The sequence below is a fragment of the Stenotrophomonas sp. GQ19 genome (assembly GCF_059758695.1).
Window position 1 is genome coordinate 203,420 of record NZ_JCAXES010000003.1, and the last position, 14,908, is coordinate 218,327.

Here is a 14,908-nt window from a genome sequence, read left to right on the forward strand (position 1 = left end):
GCGGCGGGATTTGACGTGAGTGCCGGGTCGATGCCGTCGCCGGTCAGATACCGCGCACCAGGCGGAACCCGATCCGAGCGCTGGTGGTGTCCGAGTCCTGCGACTGCCGCCAGGCCGCGCGGGTCTGCTCGGGGGCGTTGGCCCAGTTGCCGCCGCGGATCACCCGCTGCCGGCAGCCCGGGTTGAACCACGCCGCGCCATCGGCCGGTGCGCGCCGGTAGCTGGCATGCCAGCAATCGGCCACCCACTCGCTGAGATTGCCGGCCACATCGTGCACGCCCCAGGCATTGGGCTCGAAGCTGGCCACCGGCGCCGGGCCCCACCAGCCGTCGCCATAGCCGACGAACGCGTTGTACCAGCGCCGACCCGACGGCGAGACGTCCTCGGCACCGGTGAAGTTGCCCGAACGCGCGGGCGGCGTACCCGCATCGCCCCACGGGTAGCGGCCACTGCTGCCGGCGCGCAGCACGTATTCGAACTCGGCCTCGCTGGGCAGCCGGTACGAGCGCCCGGTCTGTTCGGACAGCCAGATCGCGTAGTGCTCGGCGTCGCGCACGCTGACGTGCATCACCGGCGAATTGGCCAGCGCCGGGGCGCCGTTGTAATCCGATTGCCAGTCCACGCCACTGTGCCGCACGAAGTTGCCGCTGCGTTCGTCGTACACGATCGAGTGGCCACGCCGCGTCGCGCGCGGACGGGCGTTGCTGGCCTGCACGTAGCGGCGGAAATCGGCGACGGTGACCTCGGTGATCGACAGCGCGAACCCGCGCTCGAAACGCACGTAATGCGAGGGTTTCTCCGCGTCGCTGGCCCCCAGCTCGGTGTCCCCGGCGCCCATCTGGAAACCGCCATGCGGCACCACGATCATCTGCGGGCCACGGCCTCCATCGCGCAACGCGTCGCTGAACACCTGGCGCGGCCGGAAACTACCGTAGTGGGTGACCAGCTCGATGCGTTCGCGCAGCTGCCCCACCACGGGGTCGCCGGGCAAGGCCATGCGCAGCGCGTCTTCAAGCTTCTCGCGCGCCGCCTTCAGCCCCTGTGGCGTGGCCAGGTCGCGCAGGCCTTCGTCACGCAGGCGGGTCAGGGTATCGGCACGGATGCGCTCGATGCGCTCGAACGCATCGGCGATGGTGATCGACGAATCGCGCACCTTGGCCGCCTCGGCCAACCAGGTTCCCGCCGTGGCGAAATCGCTGGCACGCGCGGCGGTTTCCGCACGGCCGATCAAACCGCTCTCGGCGGCGGCCAGCCCCTGGCGGGCGCGGGCGTCGTCGGGATTGAGCGCCAGCGCCTCACGGAAATTGGGGATGGCGCCGTCGCCGTCTTCCCCGATCCGGCCGGCACGCAGATCCTCTTCGCCGGCACGGTTGTAGGCGATCACCCGCTGCGCCATTTCCACCCGTGACTGCAGTTGGCGAACGCGCGGGTCGTCGGGGGCGATGGTCAGCAGCACCAGGGCCATGTCGCTGGCCTGCGCCACGGCCTCGCGCTGCTTGAGCGGCCGGACCAGCAACGCGTCGGCATCCTCCAGCAGCTGCTGGCGTGCGCGTTTCAGCCCGGCCACGGCCTGGCGGTCCTTGGGATCACGCTGCAGCAGCGCCAGCCAGAGCGGAACCGCCGCCTGCGCATTCTCGTACAGCCGGCCCTGCTCGAAGGCCTGCGCGGCCTGGCGCCGCGCCGCCGCAACGCCGTCGTCGGCAATCTCCACCACGGGCGGCTGCCAGCGCTGCACGGTCTCGGCCGCGTCCTCGCCCCCGATCGTCACCCGCGCAGCCGGCACCGCAGCGGCCGGCTGGGCACGCGCAGCCGGCTTGGCCACCGCCGCGGGCGGCGACGGTGCATCGGCCGAGCATGCGGCCAGGGCGACCAGCACACCGGCCAACAGCGACGCGGGAAGGACAGAAGTGCGCACAATCAGGTTCCTTGCAGCCAGGCACGAGCATTGCTGAATCCGACCGGGTGAGGCAAGCCACGCCTGCCGCCACGCGGTGACAGGTTCATGATACCGGCGCGCAGGCCGACCACGGCGCGTTATCCTGCTCCCCCTGTGCACCCCTGCAGTAGACGGAACCCACGTGGCTTATTGGATCAAAACCCCGGCGGAACTGGACGAGCGCTACCGCCAGCGCCCCACCCGCATCGGGCTGGACACCGAATTCATCCGCGAACGCACCTACTGGCCGCAGCTGGCCCTGGTGCAGATGGCCGTTGGCGAGGAGATCCTGCTGATCGACCCGCTGATTCCCGGCATGAACGAGGCCCTGGCTACGTGGCTGGGCGATACCAGCATCCTGAAGATCATGCACAGCGCCAGCGAAGACCTGGTGACCTTCAAGGTTGCCTGCGGTGTGCTGCCGCGACCGTTGTTCGATACCCAGATCGGCGCGGCGCTGGCCGGGATCGGCGGCGGCATGGGCTACCAGAAGCTGGTCAATGCGATCACCGGGGTGACCCTGGCCAAGGGCGAGACGCGCTCGGACTGGATGCGCCGACCGCTGTCGGAGGCGCAGCTGGAGTACGCCGCCGATGACGTGGAGTACCTGTTCGCGATCCACGATGCGATCGACGCCAAACTCGGCGAGCTGGACCGCCGGCAGTGGCTGCAGGACGATGCCGAACGCCTGCTGGCCAGCGTCGAGCACGACGAAGAACGCTGGCCGCACGTGGCGATGCGCTCGGCGCAGTTCATGGACGCCGCGGCACAGATGCGCCTGCTGCGCCTGCTGCGCTGGCGCGATGTGCAGGCGCGCATCAGCGACAAGCCGCGCAGCTGGATCCTGGACAACGAACTGGCCGCCCTGCTCGCGCGCACCCCGCCGGCCGACGTAGCCGCGCTGGACAAGCTGATGGAAGGCTTCCCGAAAGCCCCGCGCAAGCTGCTCACCCCGGTCTGGGAGGCGTTGACCACCCCGCTCGACGACGAAGCCGACGCACCGCTCGCCTTGCCCGGCACCGACAGCAACAAGCAGGCCCTGAAGCGGCTGCAGGATGCGGTCAGCGCACGCACCGCCGAACTGGGCTTGCCCGACGGCGTGCTGGCCTCGCGCAAGCATCTGGAAAGCTACCTGGAAAGCCGGCAGTGGCCGAACGCACTGGCCGGCTGGCGGCGCCAGCAGCTGGAGCCGGTGCTGGCACCGCTGTTGCCGACGGTCTGAACCCGCACGCCGCGCGCAATGCGCGGCGATGGAAGACGCGATGCAGCAGGCTGCATCGCGTGGCACCTCGCGCCAAGGCTGCGCAACGCGCTGCACGCCCCCCCCGCGATAGACCTGTCGCGATCCTGTACGTACGCCAACACGATCGCGAAGCGGTGCCTGCCGCCATGACCGCAGGCACATACAGCGGCCTGAACAGCATGCAAGAGTGAATTGCACGCCGCCTGCCACGCCTGTGCAGGGTGCCGGTGGACGTCGCATCCCGCGGGCCGCGCCAGTGGCGCAGGTTCTGCCCACGCTGCTGCGCAAAGGACTTCCATGCATACGATCACCGCCCGACGGACCGCAGCTTCCTCCCACCGTACCGTGCGCGGCCTGCGCCGGTGGCTGGGCCTGTCATTGCTGTGCGTTGCCGCCAGCGCCAGCGCCGTCGACGACCTGCAGACACGCATCGCGCAGGCGATGCAGGGCACCGCCACCCCTGCCATGGGCGTGCTGGTGATCCGCGACGGCAAGGTCACCGAACAGGCGGTCAGCGGCGTGCGTCGCAACGACGCCAAGACCGCCGCAACCAGCAACGATGCCTGGATGATCGGCTCCACCGGCAAGCCGATCACCGTGGCGATGATCGCGCGGCTTGTCGAACAGGGCGTGCTGAAGTGGGATGCACCGTTGTCGGCGATGCTGCCCGACCTGGCCACGCAGATGCAGCCGGCCTACCGCGATGTCACGCTGGTGCAATTGCTGTCGCACCGCGCCGGTCTGCCGGAGAACCTCACCGACGGCGCCGCGCTGGATGCGTTCTTCACCGACACCCGCGCCCTGCCGGTGCAACGCGAGGCCTACATTAAGGCCGCCCTGTCCGAAGCACCGGTGCATCCGCCGGGCACCGAATTCGCCTACAGCAACAGCGGCTTCCTGGTCGCGGCGGTGATCGCCGAACGGGCGGCCGGCGCGCCGGTGGAAACGCTGATCCAGCGCGAAGTGTTCCAACCCCTGGGCATGACCGGGGCCGGCTTCGGCACACCGCCGACCGGGCAGCTGCTGGGCCACCGCGCCGGCGCGCCGGTAACCCGTGCACCGGCCAAAGCCGACGATGGCGTACCGCCGATTTATACCGCGGCAGGCAACCTGCACATGCGCCTGCAGGACCTGGCGCTGTTTGCCATCGACCAGCTGGCCGGTAGCCGCGGCCAGGGCAAGCTGCTGACCCCGGCGTCGTATGCGCTGATGCAGACCGCGCAGCCGGGCAGTCCGTCCGGGCTGGATTGGGGCGTACAGCCATCCATCGCCGGCCGCCAGGGACCGGTGCTGGTGCATGGCGGTTCGGATGGCAACTGGCTGGCCTGGGTGGTGCTGTTCCCCGGGCAGAACAACGGCGTGATCGCCATTGCCAACGCCGCCGAGGACATGGGCGCCGACAAGGCCAGCATGGTCCTGCTTGGCGGCCTGTTCGCCGAACTGGCGCCTGCCGCCACCCCGTCCGCGAAGTAGTCCACGCACGACGCCCTGTATGCACAGGGCGTCGTTGCCCGTATCACGGAAGGCAGTCACTGCAGACAGTCACGGCAGGCAGAAGATTGCCTAGAATGCGCGTCCGATTCTCTGCAAGGACGCTGTTCCCCATGGCGCATTCCCCCCACGACGCGCTGGCCCTTCGCCGCAACGCGCGCGATGCCCTGCACCAGCACCGCTTCGATGACGTCGACCGGCTGCTGGGCGAGATGGAACAGCAGTGGCTCGACGGCAGCACCTCGCGCTTCGGATACGGTTGGCTGCTGGCTACCCTGCTTGATCCTGCGCAGGACCTGCCCACGCGGCTTGAGCAGGCGCGGCAGTGGTGTGCGCAACAGCCGCACAGCCCACACCCCTGGGCCGTGCTGGGTGCACTGTGGGATCGCGCCTGCGGGCGCATCCGTTCCAGCGAAACCATCGAAACCATCCGCCAGGTGCAATGGGATGCGGCGGGCCTGGCCCGCGACCACGCACTGGCTGCGTGGCTGCACACCATTGCACGGCACCCGCGCCCGGCCTTCGTGCTGGGCCGGATGCTGCGCATGTCGTGCTACCTGGGCGAACCGCGCTGGCTGCAGCAGCTGCAGCGCGGTGGCCGTGCCGATCTGTACAACGCGCAGCAGTACCAGGATCCGGATGGATTTGCGGCCGCCGTGGCGTTGTTGGCGCCGTATGGCTGCCCGTTGGAAGCCCTGCCCGCCCTGCCGCCGCTGCTGGCCGGGCGCAGCGAAGAAGCGTTCGAGTACGCCGCCGATTACTGGCTGCAGCAGGCCCTGGCGATCCGTGCCAACGACACCGACGCGCTGGAAACCTACCTGTACTACCTGTACCCGCGCTGGGGCGGCAGTCATGCGCTGATGCAGCACTTCATCGACGGCGCCGACGCCGCCCGGTTGATGCTGCCGCAGCGCAACCGCCTGCGCGTGTTGAAGGAACGCGACTGGCTCGGGTTCCAGCCGGACGCCGACAATGCCGACGACGTGGCCCAGTACGACCAGGCCTACGCCGCCCTGCTCGACCTGCACCTGGATGCATCGACGCGGGCCCTGGTGCTGTGCTGGTGGGCGATGCTGGACTACCACCTGGGCCGCGACGAACCGCAGGAAAATCACGTGCACTGGGACCCGGTGCGGATGGCGCATGCGCATGACTGCCTGGCCGAAGCCTTCGCGCTGGACCCGGCCTGCGTGATCGAAGAAGGCTTGACCGTGCTGGAAGCCTGCGCGCTGTTTGCGCACGTCGATGGCGCCGACACGCTGTTCGCACAGGTGCTGGCCAGCGTCGAAGACTGGACCGACAGCGCGCATGCGCTGGCGTGGCTCGCCGCGGGCCGCCAATCCGGCCTGTTCGGCTTCAGTGTCGACGCCGCGCTGGCCACCCGGCATCTGCGCGGGGCGCTGGCGATGGCCCGCGAAGAAGACGTCGACCTGTCCACGGTAGCGGCCAACCTGTTCTGCGCGGTGTCCGCCCCGGCGGGCCTGCAGATGCTGCTGGACCTGGGCGCGGCCGGGGATCCCCGGTCGATGGCGACGCTGGTGGACCTGTACCGGGGGCGTGTGGGCGGCCAGGACTTCCCCGCCTTCATCGATACGGCGCAGGAAAGTGCGTGGACCGAGCGTGCGATCGCCGCCGGCGACCTGGTGGTGATCTACAACCGCGCGTGGCAGCTGGGCCAGGCCTTCGAGCAGAATCCCGAGCCGGCCCTCCAGCAGCAGTCGCGCGCGCTCTACCGCCGCTGCGTGGATGAAGCCGCGCCCCACGACCGGGTATGGCGGCCGGCCCACAAGAATCTGGCGGTGCTGCTGTACCAGGGCGAGGATGACGCCGACAAGCAGGAAGCGGTGTTCGATCTGCTCGGGCCGCTGTGGTGGCGCGGCGACAGCGCGACCCAGGCGTGGGCGGCCGGCTTCCTGGCCGATGTCTTCCACTTCGGCAACGGCGTGCCTGCCAACGCCTTCCTGGCCAAGGTATGGCTTGAGCGCGCCGCGGAAGCCGAGCCGGACAACGCCGACGTGCTGCGCATGCGCCCGTTGATCGACGGCCAGGGCAAGCTGTTTGGCGCCAGCCGGGCCACGCGCCAACAGGCCCGCGACCGCGAGAAGGTGGACCTGCGCAGCTGGCAGCTCACCTTCGGCCAGCATGCCGTGCCAGACCGGCACGACATCCAGCCGGTCTGAACCGGGGAAGCCGACCAACGGTCGGCTCTACTTGGACGCGAGGAATCAGACGCAGCCGCGCGCTTTCAGCACGGCCCAGCGTTCCGGGCCGATCGCCTTGCGCAGGCCCGGCAACGGATCGATGTTGCCGCTGTTGTCGGCCACCGCCACCACGAAGTCGTCGGTGGTGGTGAGCAGGGCGCGGCGCTCGTGGGCATCCAGCCACGCCGCCACGTTCTTGAGCACGCGCGTGGCCGACGCAGTGCTTTGGCGCAGCTCCATGTACTGGCTGTGGCGTTGGCAGGCCTCGGTCAGTGCCGGCTCGGTAAACCAATGCTGCTCGCTATCGCCCTGCACCTCACGGATCTCGTCGGGCGCCCACAGGTAGTACCGCGCTTCGTCATCGCCACGGTCCAGCACCGCCTGCCGATACGGCTGCCGGCCCCACACCAGGAACGGCGGCCAGGCCGCGGTGGTGTCCTCGGCGGTGAAACACAGCAGCAGGCAGTACAGCGGTTCGCCGGCGGGAATGCGTGGCAGCTGCGCGCTGATCGCCTCGATCAGCAACCGCTCCACCTCGGCGGTCACCGTGGCCAGGGTTTCGCCCGGACGCGGGCGCTGGTACTCCAACCGGCTTTTGCCGTTGCGGCGCCCCTTGGCATCCAGATACTCCAGCACGATCCTGTCGAGCTGGCCGGCGTCGTTGTAGGTGTAGACGTTCTGGCACCACCAGGTACCCTCGCGCTTGGACCAGTTCTCGATCACCACGCGCTGCAGCTGGTCGCCCTCCCAATGGTAGGTCTCGTTGAAACCGCGATCGTCGGTGATCAGGTCCAGCCCCTGCAGCTTGCCGTCGTGCTCGCGCCATTCCCAGCCTGATGCGATGTCACCGTCGTCAAACGACAGACTATGGCGCACGCCGGGTGCATGCAGCCACGCCGTGATCGTGCCGCGCGTTCCGCATTCAATCACTACCCGCCCCTGCGCATCGAAGCCATGGCATACGTGCCTGGCGGGGTCCGCCTTGTCATCGATGACCCACCGCGCCTTGGGCCCGCCCTGCTTCTCCTGCAGGAACGGCGTGGCGAAGGCCATCGACTCGGTCGCCCAGCGCCACTGCACCACTGCGGCCTTGCAGGTGGCCACCAGCGTCCTGGCCGCGGCAGGATCGGCGTAGGTCGTGTAAAGCTGCCGGAGCATCGTCAAGATCCTTTCAACGTGGGGCATCGGGGCAACCGCGCGTCCGATGCGGGCCGGGGACCATAGCACGCAACGCACAACGCCCTGCATGGGCAGGGCGTTGTGGGATTACCTCAGCGGCAGCGTCGGCAGCGCGCGAACGCGCCGCCGATGCAGCCGACCTTACCAGTTCATGTTGAGCGAAACGCCCACGGTGCGCGGTTCGTTGTACACCGCCGCCATGTAGTTCTCGATCACACCCTTGAGGTTCTTCTCATTGGTCATGTTGCGCGCGAACAGGGCCACTTCCCACGCGCCGTAGTTGCCCGAATAGCCCAGCTTCAGGCCGCCTTCGAAGCTGCCCTTGGAGTTGAACTCGGCCGAGTCGTACAGCACGAAGCTGGTGTAGCCCTGCTTGTTCCAGTCGGTGGACACGAAGAACACATCGCTGTCGTTGACCGGCACGTCGTAACGCGCGGCCAGGTTGATGTTGTACTTCGGCGCGTTCGGCAGCGGGTTGCCGTTGATCTGGGCAAACGTGTTCGCACCGACCTTGATGGTCGGGTCGTTCACGGTGCACACCACCGCGCCGTTCAGGGCGCAGACCTGGGCATACACGCGGTCGTCCTGAATCTCGCTGTGCAGCAGGCTCACGCCGGCGCTCAGGCTCAGGTTCGGAATCGGGCGCAGCTGCATGTCCGCTTCCAGGCCGTAGGCCTTGGCCGTGTCGGCGTTGAACAGCACGCCGTTGCCGTCCGAGTCGTTGCCGTTGAGCTGGATGTCGTTGACCACGTAGGTGAACGCGGCCGCGTTCACGCGCAGGCGGTTGTCCCACAGGCTGCTCTTGATGCCCGCTTCCCAGGACAGGATGGTTTCCGAATCGGCGGTGGTGAAGTCGGCGTTGAACACCGCCGAACGGCCCTGGATGGTCGGGCCACGGAAGCCACGGGCCACGCGCGCATACACGCTGAACTGCGGGTTGAACGCGTACATCGCGCTCACGTCCCAGCTCGGGGTGGTGTCGGCCATTTCCACGTCGGTGCGACCCTTGTAGGTCACCACGCCGGCGGCGGTGTCGGCGGTCTTGAGCAGGCGGGTGTGCTTCTCGTCGCGGGTCTGGCGCAGGCCGGCGGTCAGGGTGAACTTGTCGGTCACGTCATAGCTGACCTGGCCGAAGCCGGCCCAGGAGGTGTTGACGTTGCGCAGGCGCACCCAGTTGTTCGGGTTGCGCGCGTTGCCCTGCAGGAACCAGGCGCGCTGGTAGAAATCGGTGGTGTCGCGGCCGTCGAAGTAGAACGCGCCCACCTGCCACTTCAGGCGGTTGTCATCGCCATTGGCCAGGCGCACTTCCTGGGTCCACTGGTCCAGGTCGCGGATCTGGCCCATCGACTGGCCATAGCCGTTCGGCAGGCCGTTGACCGGGTAGTTCACCGCCGCGCCACCGTCGGTGTCGCCGCGGCTGTAGCCGGAGGTGGTTTCGTAGGCGGTGATCGAGGTCAGCGACAGGTCGCCGAAATCGTAGACGGCCTTCACCGAACCGCCGTAGGTCTTGTAGGACTGCGGGTTGTTGTCGGCTTCGTCGTAGGCCACGCGGTCACGCGCCACGTCGGTCTTGTTGGAGCCCTTGGTGATCGCGCCACGCAGGAACAGGGTCGAGGTGCCGTCGTAGTCGCGCGCGTGGGCCGAGGCCAGCAGCGAGAAGTTGTCGGTCGGCTGCAGCAGCAGCTGGGCGCGCACGTTGCGGTCGTCGAAGCCGCCCATCGCATTCTTGCGCGGGGCCACGGTGCCATCGGCGCTGGGGCCGGTGTAGGTGTTGTCGACGTAGTCATCGCGGTGCTGGTACAGCGCCGAGACGCGGAACGAGGCCATGTCGTTGATCGCACCGCCCACGCCGCCGTCGATGGCCACGCTGCCGAAGCTGCCGTAGCTGGCCTGCACGCGACCGCTGGACTCCTGGCTGGGCTTGATGGTGTCGAACTTGACGATGCCGGCGGTGGTGTTGCGGCCGAACAGCGTGCCCTGCGGGCCGCGCAGCACTTCGATCTGGTCCACGTCATAGACCGGGTTGGACTTCAGCACCACGTGCTCCAGCACCACGTCGTCCTGGATGATCGAGACCGGCTGCGAGGCACCCAGGTAGAAGTCGATGTTGCCCAGGCCACGGATGTAGAAGCGCGGGAAGATGCGCCCGGTGGTGGTTTCAGCGTAGAAGCTGGGCACCTTGCCCGACAGCGCCAGCAGGGTGTCATCACCGCCGGCGGTGTAGTCGCGGATCTGCTCGCCCTGCACCACGCCCACCGACACCGGCACTTCCTGCAGGTTGCGCTCGCGGTGGTCGGCGTTGACGGTGATGGTGTCCAGCGAGGTCGGCGACGCGTCCTGTGCCATCGCGGTGCCGGCCAGGCCGAACAGCGAGGCGGTGGCGCAGGCCAGCGCCAGTGCATGGCGGCGCGGCAGCGCGGTGGAATGACGGGACGACAGCGGCGCGGAGGTGGTGCGGAAGGCAGGCATGCAGGGGTCTCGGGGAGTACAGATCGGGTGGCGTGGGGTACACGCGGATGAACAACATCGGCACCGCTGTCTTCACAGCGATGGGGCACGGTATTGCGTGGATGTTGCAGGCTGGTTGCAGGGCGATGCGGGGGACGGCCGTCCATCCCCTACCCTGGTCTGCTGGCTGAGCCGCCGGGAATTCTGGCGCGGATTATGCCCGCTCGGCGCAGTGGCCGGTAGGCTTGACGCTGTGCCGGATCTGGTCAGCGGCGCGCGCGGCCGGGGCTGCGCGCGCCGCCAGGCAGGCTCAGGCCGCGGCCGGACGGCGCACGGCGGCCGCCGGGGCGGCCAGTCGGAAACGGCCCACCGTGTGCTGCAGGTCGGCCGATTGCGCGTTCAACGCCCGGGCCGCTGCCGACGCTTCTTCCACCAGCGCCGCGTTCTGCTGGGTGACCCCGTCCATCTGCACGATGCCCTGGTTGACCTGCTCGATGCCGGCGGCCTGTTCCTGGCTGGCGCTGGCGATTTCCTCGATCAGCCCGCCCAGTTCACCCACCGACGCCACCACCCGCTGCAGCGTCTGCCCGGCCTGGTGGGCCAGCTGGCTGCCCTCGGCCACCTGGGTGCTGGAGGCCTCGATCAGCCCCTTGATCTCGCGTGCGGCCTGGGCCGAACGCTGCGCCAGCGCGCGCACTTCGGAGGCGACCACGGCAAACCCGCGCCCTTCTTCGCCGGCCCTCGCCGCTTCCACCGCCGCGTTCAACGCCAGGATGTTGGTCTGGAACGCGATTCCGTCGATAACCGTGGTGATGTCGGCGATACGCACCGACGCCCCCTCGATGCCGGCCATGGTCTGCACCACCTGCGCCACGGCGGCACCGCCCTGCGCCGCCACCTCGGCGGCCTCGGCGGCCAGCCGGTCGGCTCGGCGGGCATGGTCGGCGTTCTGCTTCACTGCCGCGGTCAGCTCCTCCAGCGACGCGGCCGATTCCTCCAGGCTGGCCGCCTGCTGTTCGGTGCGCCGCGACAGGTCTTCGTTGCCGGCGGCGATCTCCGCCGAGGCCGTGGACACCGACACCGCGGCCTGCTGGATGTCACCGACGATGGCGGTCAGCTGCGCCACGGTCGCATTGGCGTCATCGCGCATGGTGGCGAACACGCCCTGGAACTCGCCCTCGATGCGCCCGCGCAGGTCACCGTCGGCCAGCGCGCGCAGCAGTCCGGACAGCGCCGCCAGGTTGTGGTCGGCGGTGACCATCAGGGTATTGAGGCCCTCGACCATCACGCGGAAGTCGTGCTGGTAGGCATCGGCGTCGCCGCGCACGCTGAAATCGCCGTCCGCCGCCGCCGCGACCAGCCGCTTGATCTCGCCGTTGATCGCCTGCAGGCGACCGCGCACCCCGTTGACCGCCTCGGTGATGCGCGCCTTCTCGCCGGGCAGCGCTTCCATCGCCTCGGACAGGTCGCCGTCGGCGTAGGCCCGAACCAGCGCGACCATGCGCATCTTGGTGCTGATGTGGGCATCGACCAGGGCATTGGTGCCGCTCACCATCGTGCCGAACTCGCCCTCGAAGCGGCCGGCATCGATGCGGTGGCTGATCGCGCCGTCGGCATGGCGCTGGCTCATGTCGTTCTGCGCATCGATGATCTCGCGCAGCTTGCCCTGCATCTGCGCCAGCGCGCCCATCAGCTGGCCCACCTCGTCCTGGCGCTGGACCACGATGGTCCGGTCCAGGCGACCGGCGGCCACATCGCGCGCCACCTGCCCGGCCTGCGCCAGCGGCACGCTCAGCATGCGCCGCACCACCACCAGCAGCGCCACGATCACCGCCAACAGCCCGAACCCGGCGACCAGCGCGATGTGCAGCATCAGCCTGTGCAGCACGCTCTGCAGCACCGACACCGGCTCCAGCCCCAGTACCGCCCACTTCCAGGGGCCATATGCCTGGACCGACACGAAATAGGCCTGCGCCGGGCCATCGGCCGCGGTGCGCAGGTGCAGCGTGGCCTGCTCGGCCTGGCCCGCCAGCAGCGCCTCCAGCGCGGGCAGGTCCGCCGCGTCCACCTGCGTGGCCAACAGCTCGCCCTCGGCCGACGGTGCGGCGATCAGGCTGCCGAAGCGCTCGCCGGGCCGGGTATCCACGGCCAGGAAATGGCCCTGCTTGCCCAGCTGCGCGGTGCGCAGGCGCGCCTTCAATGCGGCCAGGCCGTCGGAGTAGTTCTGCCCCACGAACGCGATCCCCACCACCTCGCCGGCCGCGTTGGTGATCGGCGTGTAGTGGGTCATGTAGTCCACCCCGAACAACCGCGCAGGGCCGGTGTAACGCCCGCCTTTCAACAGCGAGGCGTAGGCTGGGTTGGCGTGGTCCAGCGCGGTGCCCAGCGCGCGGGCGCCCTCGGCATTGCGCAGCGACGTGGACACGCGCACGAAGTCGTCGCCTTCGCGCACGAACACGGTGGCCACGCCTCCGGTGGCGGCGGCGAAGCGGTCCACCGCCGATTCCTGCAGGTTGATCGTCTGCGTGCCCAGGCGCAGCGTCGGCACCTGGCGCTCGCCCACGGTGACCGGCGCGGCGGCATCCAGGCTGGCCTCGCCATCAGGCAACAGCGCGCGGAAGGTGCCGGCCATGCGTTCGGTGCTGTCACTGAGGCTGCGGTCGTACAGCTCGACCGAATCACGCATCAATGCAGTGGACGACTGCAGGCCGGCCTGCACGCGCTGTTCGTAGCTGTGGGCAACCTGGCGGTAGATCAGCGCCGCCAGCAGGACGAAGGCAACGGCAGTGATCAGGCCCATCAGCAGCGCTAGGCGCGCGCCGATGGAGGAGGAGAAAACGGTGGCGGCACGGGTCGTCATCGTTGGTACTCGGAAGGGAAAAAGTGTGGGATGTTCGTCACACTTCTTATCGGCACCCTTTTTGGTCCTCTTTACCTTTTCCGGGCTAGTCCTTTCGTACTAGGGCAAAACGCCAAGTCATTGTTTTTACTTGTATTGGATCGTGACAAGTCTTCACAAACCCCGAGCTGCGTTCAGAAACGGGAGTGGCGGCCGAGAACGGAGCGCCGCGCGCGGACTGAAGGCGCCGTAGGCCAAGACCGCCTCGCCTCCGCCCTCCGCCCGCGTTGCGCTGTGCACCTGCCAGCGCCGCCGCCCCTTGGCAGCGGCCCATTCACGGCGCTAGACTAGGTGCATCGCGAGGCAACGCCCACGCGGTCTGCACCATCCGTGGGGCCATAGCTCAGCTGGGAGAGCGCGTCGTTCGCATCGACGAGGTCAGGAGTTCGATCCTCCTTGGCTCCACCACTTATTCAGCCCGACAGGGCATTCGAAAGGCCGGAATACCTGAACAGCAGGGATTTCGGCCTTTTTCGTTGGGCGCCGGCCCCTCACCGGCAGACTCCAGTTCACCCCCGAGTGAGACCCGCAGCCCCATCCCGTCTGGTGCCGTCCAGAACCTGCCGATGCCGGTGCGCTTGTCGAGAAACATAACGTCGAAGGAGCAGGTCACGCGATCATCCATCGCGCTTTGGCACTCGAAGAAGCGGCGCAGAAGGTCAAGATGGTGCGTATCGAACGCGCGGGTGTCGCTGAAGAACAGCGCCGGTTTCAAGCGGCCGTTGAACGCGTTGCATGCGGTCCGGTCCGGTGATCGCTGTTCCTGCATCGAGAAGCACGTACTGATCGGGTCGACGGTTTCCAACCGGATCCTGTGCTCGCCGATGTACACGCCATGCATCTGGAACCCATCAGATGCGGGCAATGTAAAGAAGATGTTCCCTACACACTCACCAGGCGGACTACCTGCGTGAATACGCGCGGCCTTTGCCTCGCTGGCGATCTGCAGCACATCCACACGCGCATTCTGGCGCTCATGGAGCAGAAACAGGCGCAGGAAAACCACCATCAGCACGACGTCGCCGGAGCCCGCAATAGCCCCGTACTTCCAGGAATAGATTTTCTGATAATTGCGAATAATCACGTGTTCTGTCGCATTTGACCCCCGTGACAGCACGGCGCAATGATCCCCGGCAAGGATCAGATGGTCTTGCACATCGGCCGCAATAATCAGCGTCATGGCAGACAAGACTCCACGCACAGCGCATCGCAAGTAAAGGAACTACGTCATGCCGGGAAACTTCATCATCAAGGCCAGCCAGCATCCGTTTCTGGCCGGCGAACGGCTGCCCGCGCAGCTTGCATCGCTGCCGGACAACCGGGCAGCTCTGTTCGATGAAGCCTTCGTTCTGAAGGACAAGACAACCGGCGAGCCGTTACCCAATATTGCCTATCGCATCCTGCTTGAAGATGGAAACGTTCTGTCTGGCGTTACCGATAGGCTCGGCCTCACGCATGTCGTGAACTCCGCCGCCGCCCAAGCGCTATCGCTGCAATTGCAGGAGAGCTGA

The 14,908-nt window shown here is 68.0% G+C and carries 9 protein-coding genes and 1 tRNA gene; 5 read left to right on the plus strand and 5 right to left on the minus strand.

All coding sequences use genetic code 11. The features are described 5' to 3' along the window. Positions 1-43 precede the first annotated feature (43 nt). A complete protein-coding gene (locus AC6CHL_RS08100) occupies positions 44-1,915 on the minus strand; it encodes a formylglycine-generating enzyme family protein (RefSeq protein ID WP_498294095.1) in 1,872 nt (623 codons plus the stop codon). Between the two features lie 163 nt (positions 1,916-2,078). Here AC6CHL_RS08100 and rnd point away from each other — a divergent pair, with 163 nt between their 5' ends. From rnd to AC6CHL_RS08115, 3 genes are all read left to right on the plus strand, one after another. Continuing rightward, positions 2,079-3,158 carry a ribonuclease D gene (gene rnd, locus AC6CHL_RS08105; RefSeq protein WP_038687365.1) on the plus strand — a complete coding sequence of 360 codons (1,080 nt, stop codon included), beginning with the start codon at positions 2,079-2,081 and terminating at the stop codon, positions 3,156-3,158. 318 nt (positions 3,159-3,476) lie between these two features. Next, on the plus strand, positions 3,477-4,652 hold the full coding sequence (locus tag AC6CHL_RS08110; RefSeq protein ID WP_498294096.1) for a serine hydrolase domain-containing protein: 1,176 nt from the start codon (positions 3,477-3,479) through the stop codon (positions 4,650-4,652). 131 nt (positions 4,653-4,783) lie between these two features. Next, entirely contained in the window at positions 4,784-6,850 is a 2,067-nt protein-coding gene (locus tag AC6CHL_RS08115) for a DUF4034 domain-containing protein (RefSeq protein ID WP_498294097.1), read from the plus strand. 45 nt (positions 6,851-6,895) lie between these two features. On the opposite strand, the gene AC6CHL_RS08120 is transcribed toward AC6CHL_RS08115, so the two are convergent. The 3 genes from AC6CHL_RS08120 to AC6CHL_RS08130 all read right to left on the minus strand — a co-directional run bounded on the left by AC6CHL_RS08120 (position 6,896) and on the right by AC6CHL_RS08130 (position 13,358). Next, the gene (locus AC6CHL_RS08120; RefSeq protein WP_498294098.1) at positions 6,896-8,029 is read right to left on the minus strand and encodes a hypothetical protein; all 1,134 of its coding nucleotides are present in this window, start codon (positions 8,027-8,029) and stop codon (positions 6,896-6,898) included. 162 nt (positions 8,030-8,191) lie between these two features. Continuing rightward, positions 8,192-10,519, minus strand: coding sequence for a TonB-dependent receptor (locus AC6CHL_RS08125; RefSeq protein WP_498294099.1), 2,328 nt, complete (start codon positions 10,517-10,519; stop codon positions 8,192-8,194). A 289-nt stretch (positions 10,520-10,808) separates the two neighbouring features. Then, positions 10,809-13,358, minus strand: a complete 2,550-nt coding sequence (locus AC6CHL_RS08130; protein ID WP_498294100.1) for a Cache 3/Cache 2 fusion domain-containing protein — start codon at positions 13,356-13,358, stop codon at positions 10,809-10,811. Positions 13,359-13,729: 371 nt separating this feature from the next. On the opposite strand from AC6CHL_RS08130, the gene AC6CHL_RS08135 reads away from it, so the two are divergent. After that, a tRNA-Ala gene (locus AC6CHL_RS08135) sits at positions 13,730-13,805 on the plus strand. Between the two features lies 1 nt (position 13,806). Here AC6CHL_RS08135 and AC6CHL_RS08140 read toward each other — a convergent pair. Continuing rightward, the gene (locus AC6CHL_RS08140; protein WP_498294101.1) at positions 13,807-14,577 is read right to left on the minus strand and encodes a hypothetical protein; all 771 of its coding nucleotides are present in this window, start codon (positions 14,575-14,577) and stop codon (positions 13,807-13,809) included. A gap of 49 nt (positions 14,578-14,626) precedes the next feature. On the opposite strand from AC6CHL_RS08140, the gene AC6CHL_RS08145 reads away from it, so the two are divergent. Further along, positions 14,627-14,908: a hypothetical protein gene (locus AC6CHL_RS08145; RefSeq protein WP_159497330.1), complete on the plus strand. Its 282-nt coding sequence runs from the start codon at positions 14,627-14,629 to the stop codon at positions 14,906-14,908.

Excerpts from the sequence above, each read along its gene's own strand:
- AC6CHL_RS08110 (WP_498294096.1), top strand. The coding sequence starts at position 3,477 with ATGCATACGATCACCGCCCGACGGACCGCAGCTTCCTCCCACCGTACC.
- AC6CHL_RS08115 (WP_498294097.1), top strand. The coding sequence starts at position 4,784 with ATGGCGCATTCCCCCCACGACGCGCTGGCCCTTCGCCGCAACGCGCGC.
- AC6CHL_RS08120 (WP_498294098.1), bottom strand. The coding sequence starts at position 8,029 with ATGCTCCGGCAGCTTTACACGACCTACGCCGATCCTGCCGCGGCCAGG.
- AC6CHL_RS08125 (WP_498294099.1), bottom strand. The coding sequence starts at position 10,519 with ATGCCTGCCTTCCGCACCACCTCCGCGCCGCTGTCGTCCCGTCATTCC.
- AC6CHL_RS08130 (WP_498294100.1), bottom strand. The coding sequence starts at position 13,358 with ATGACGACCCGTGCCGCCACCGTTTTCTCCTCCTCCATCGGCGCGCGC.
- AC6CHL_RS08140 (WP_498294101.1), bottom strand. The coding sequence starts at position 14,577 with ATGACGCTGATTATTGCGGCCGATGTGCAAGACCATCTGATCCTTGCC.
- AC6CHL_RS08145 (WP_159497330.1), top strand. The coding sequence starts at position 14,627 with ATGCCGGGAAACTTCATCATCAAGGCCAGCCAGCATCCGTTTCTGGCC.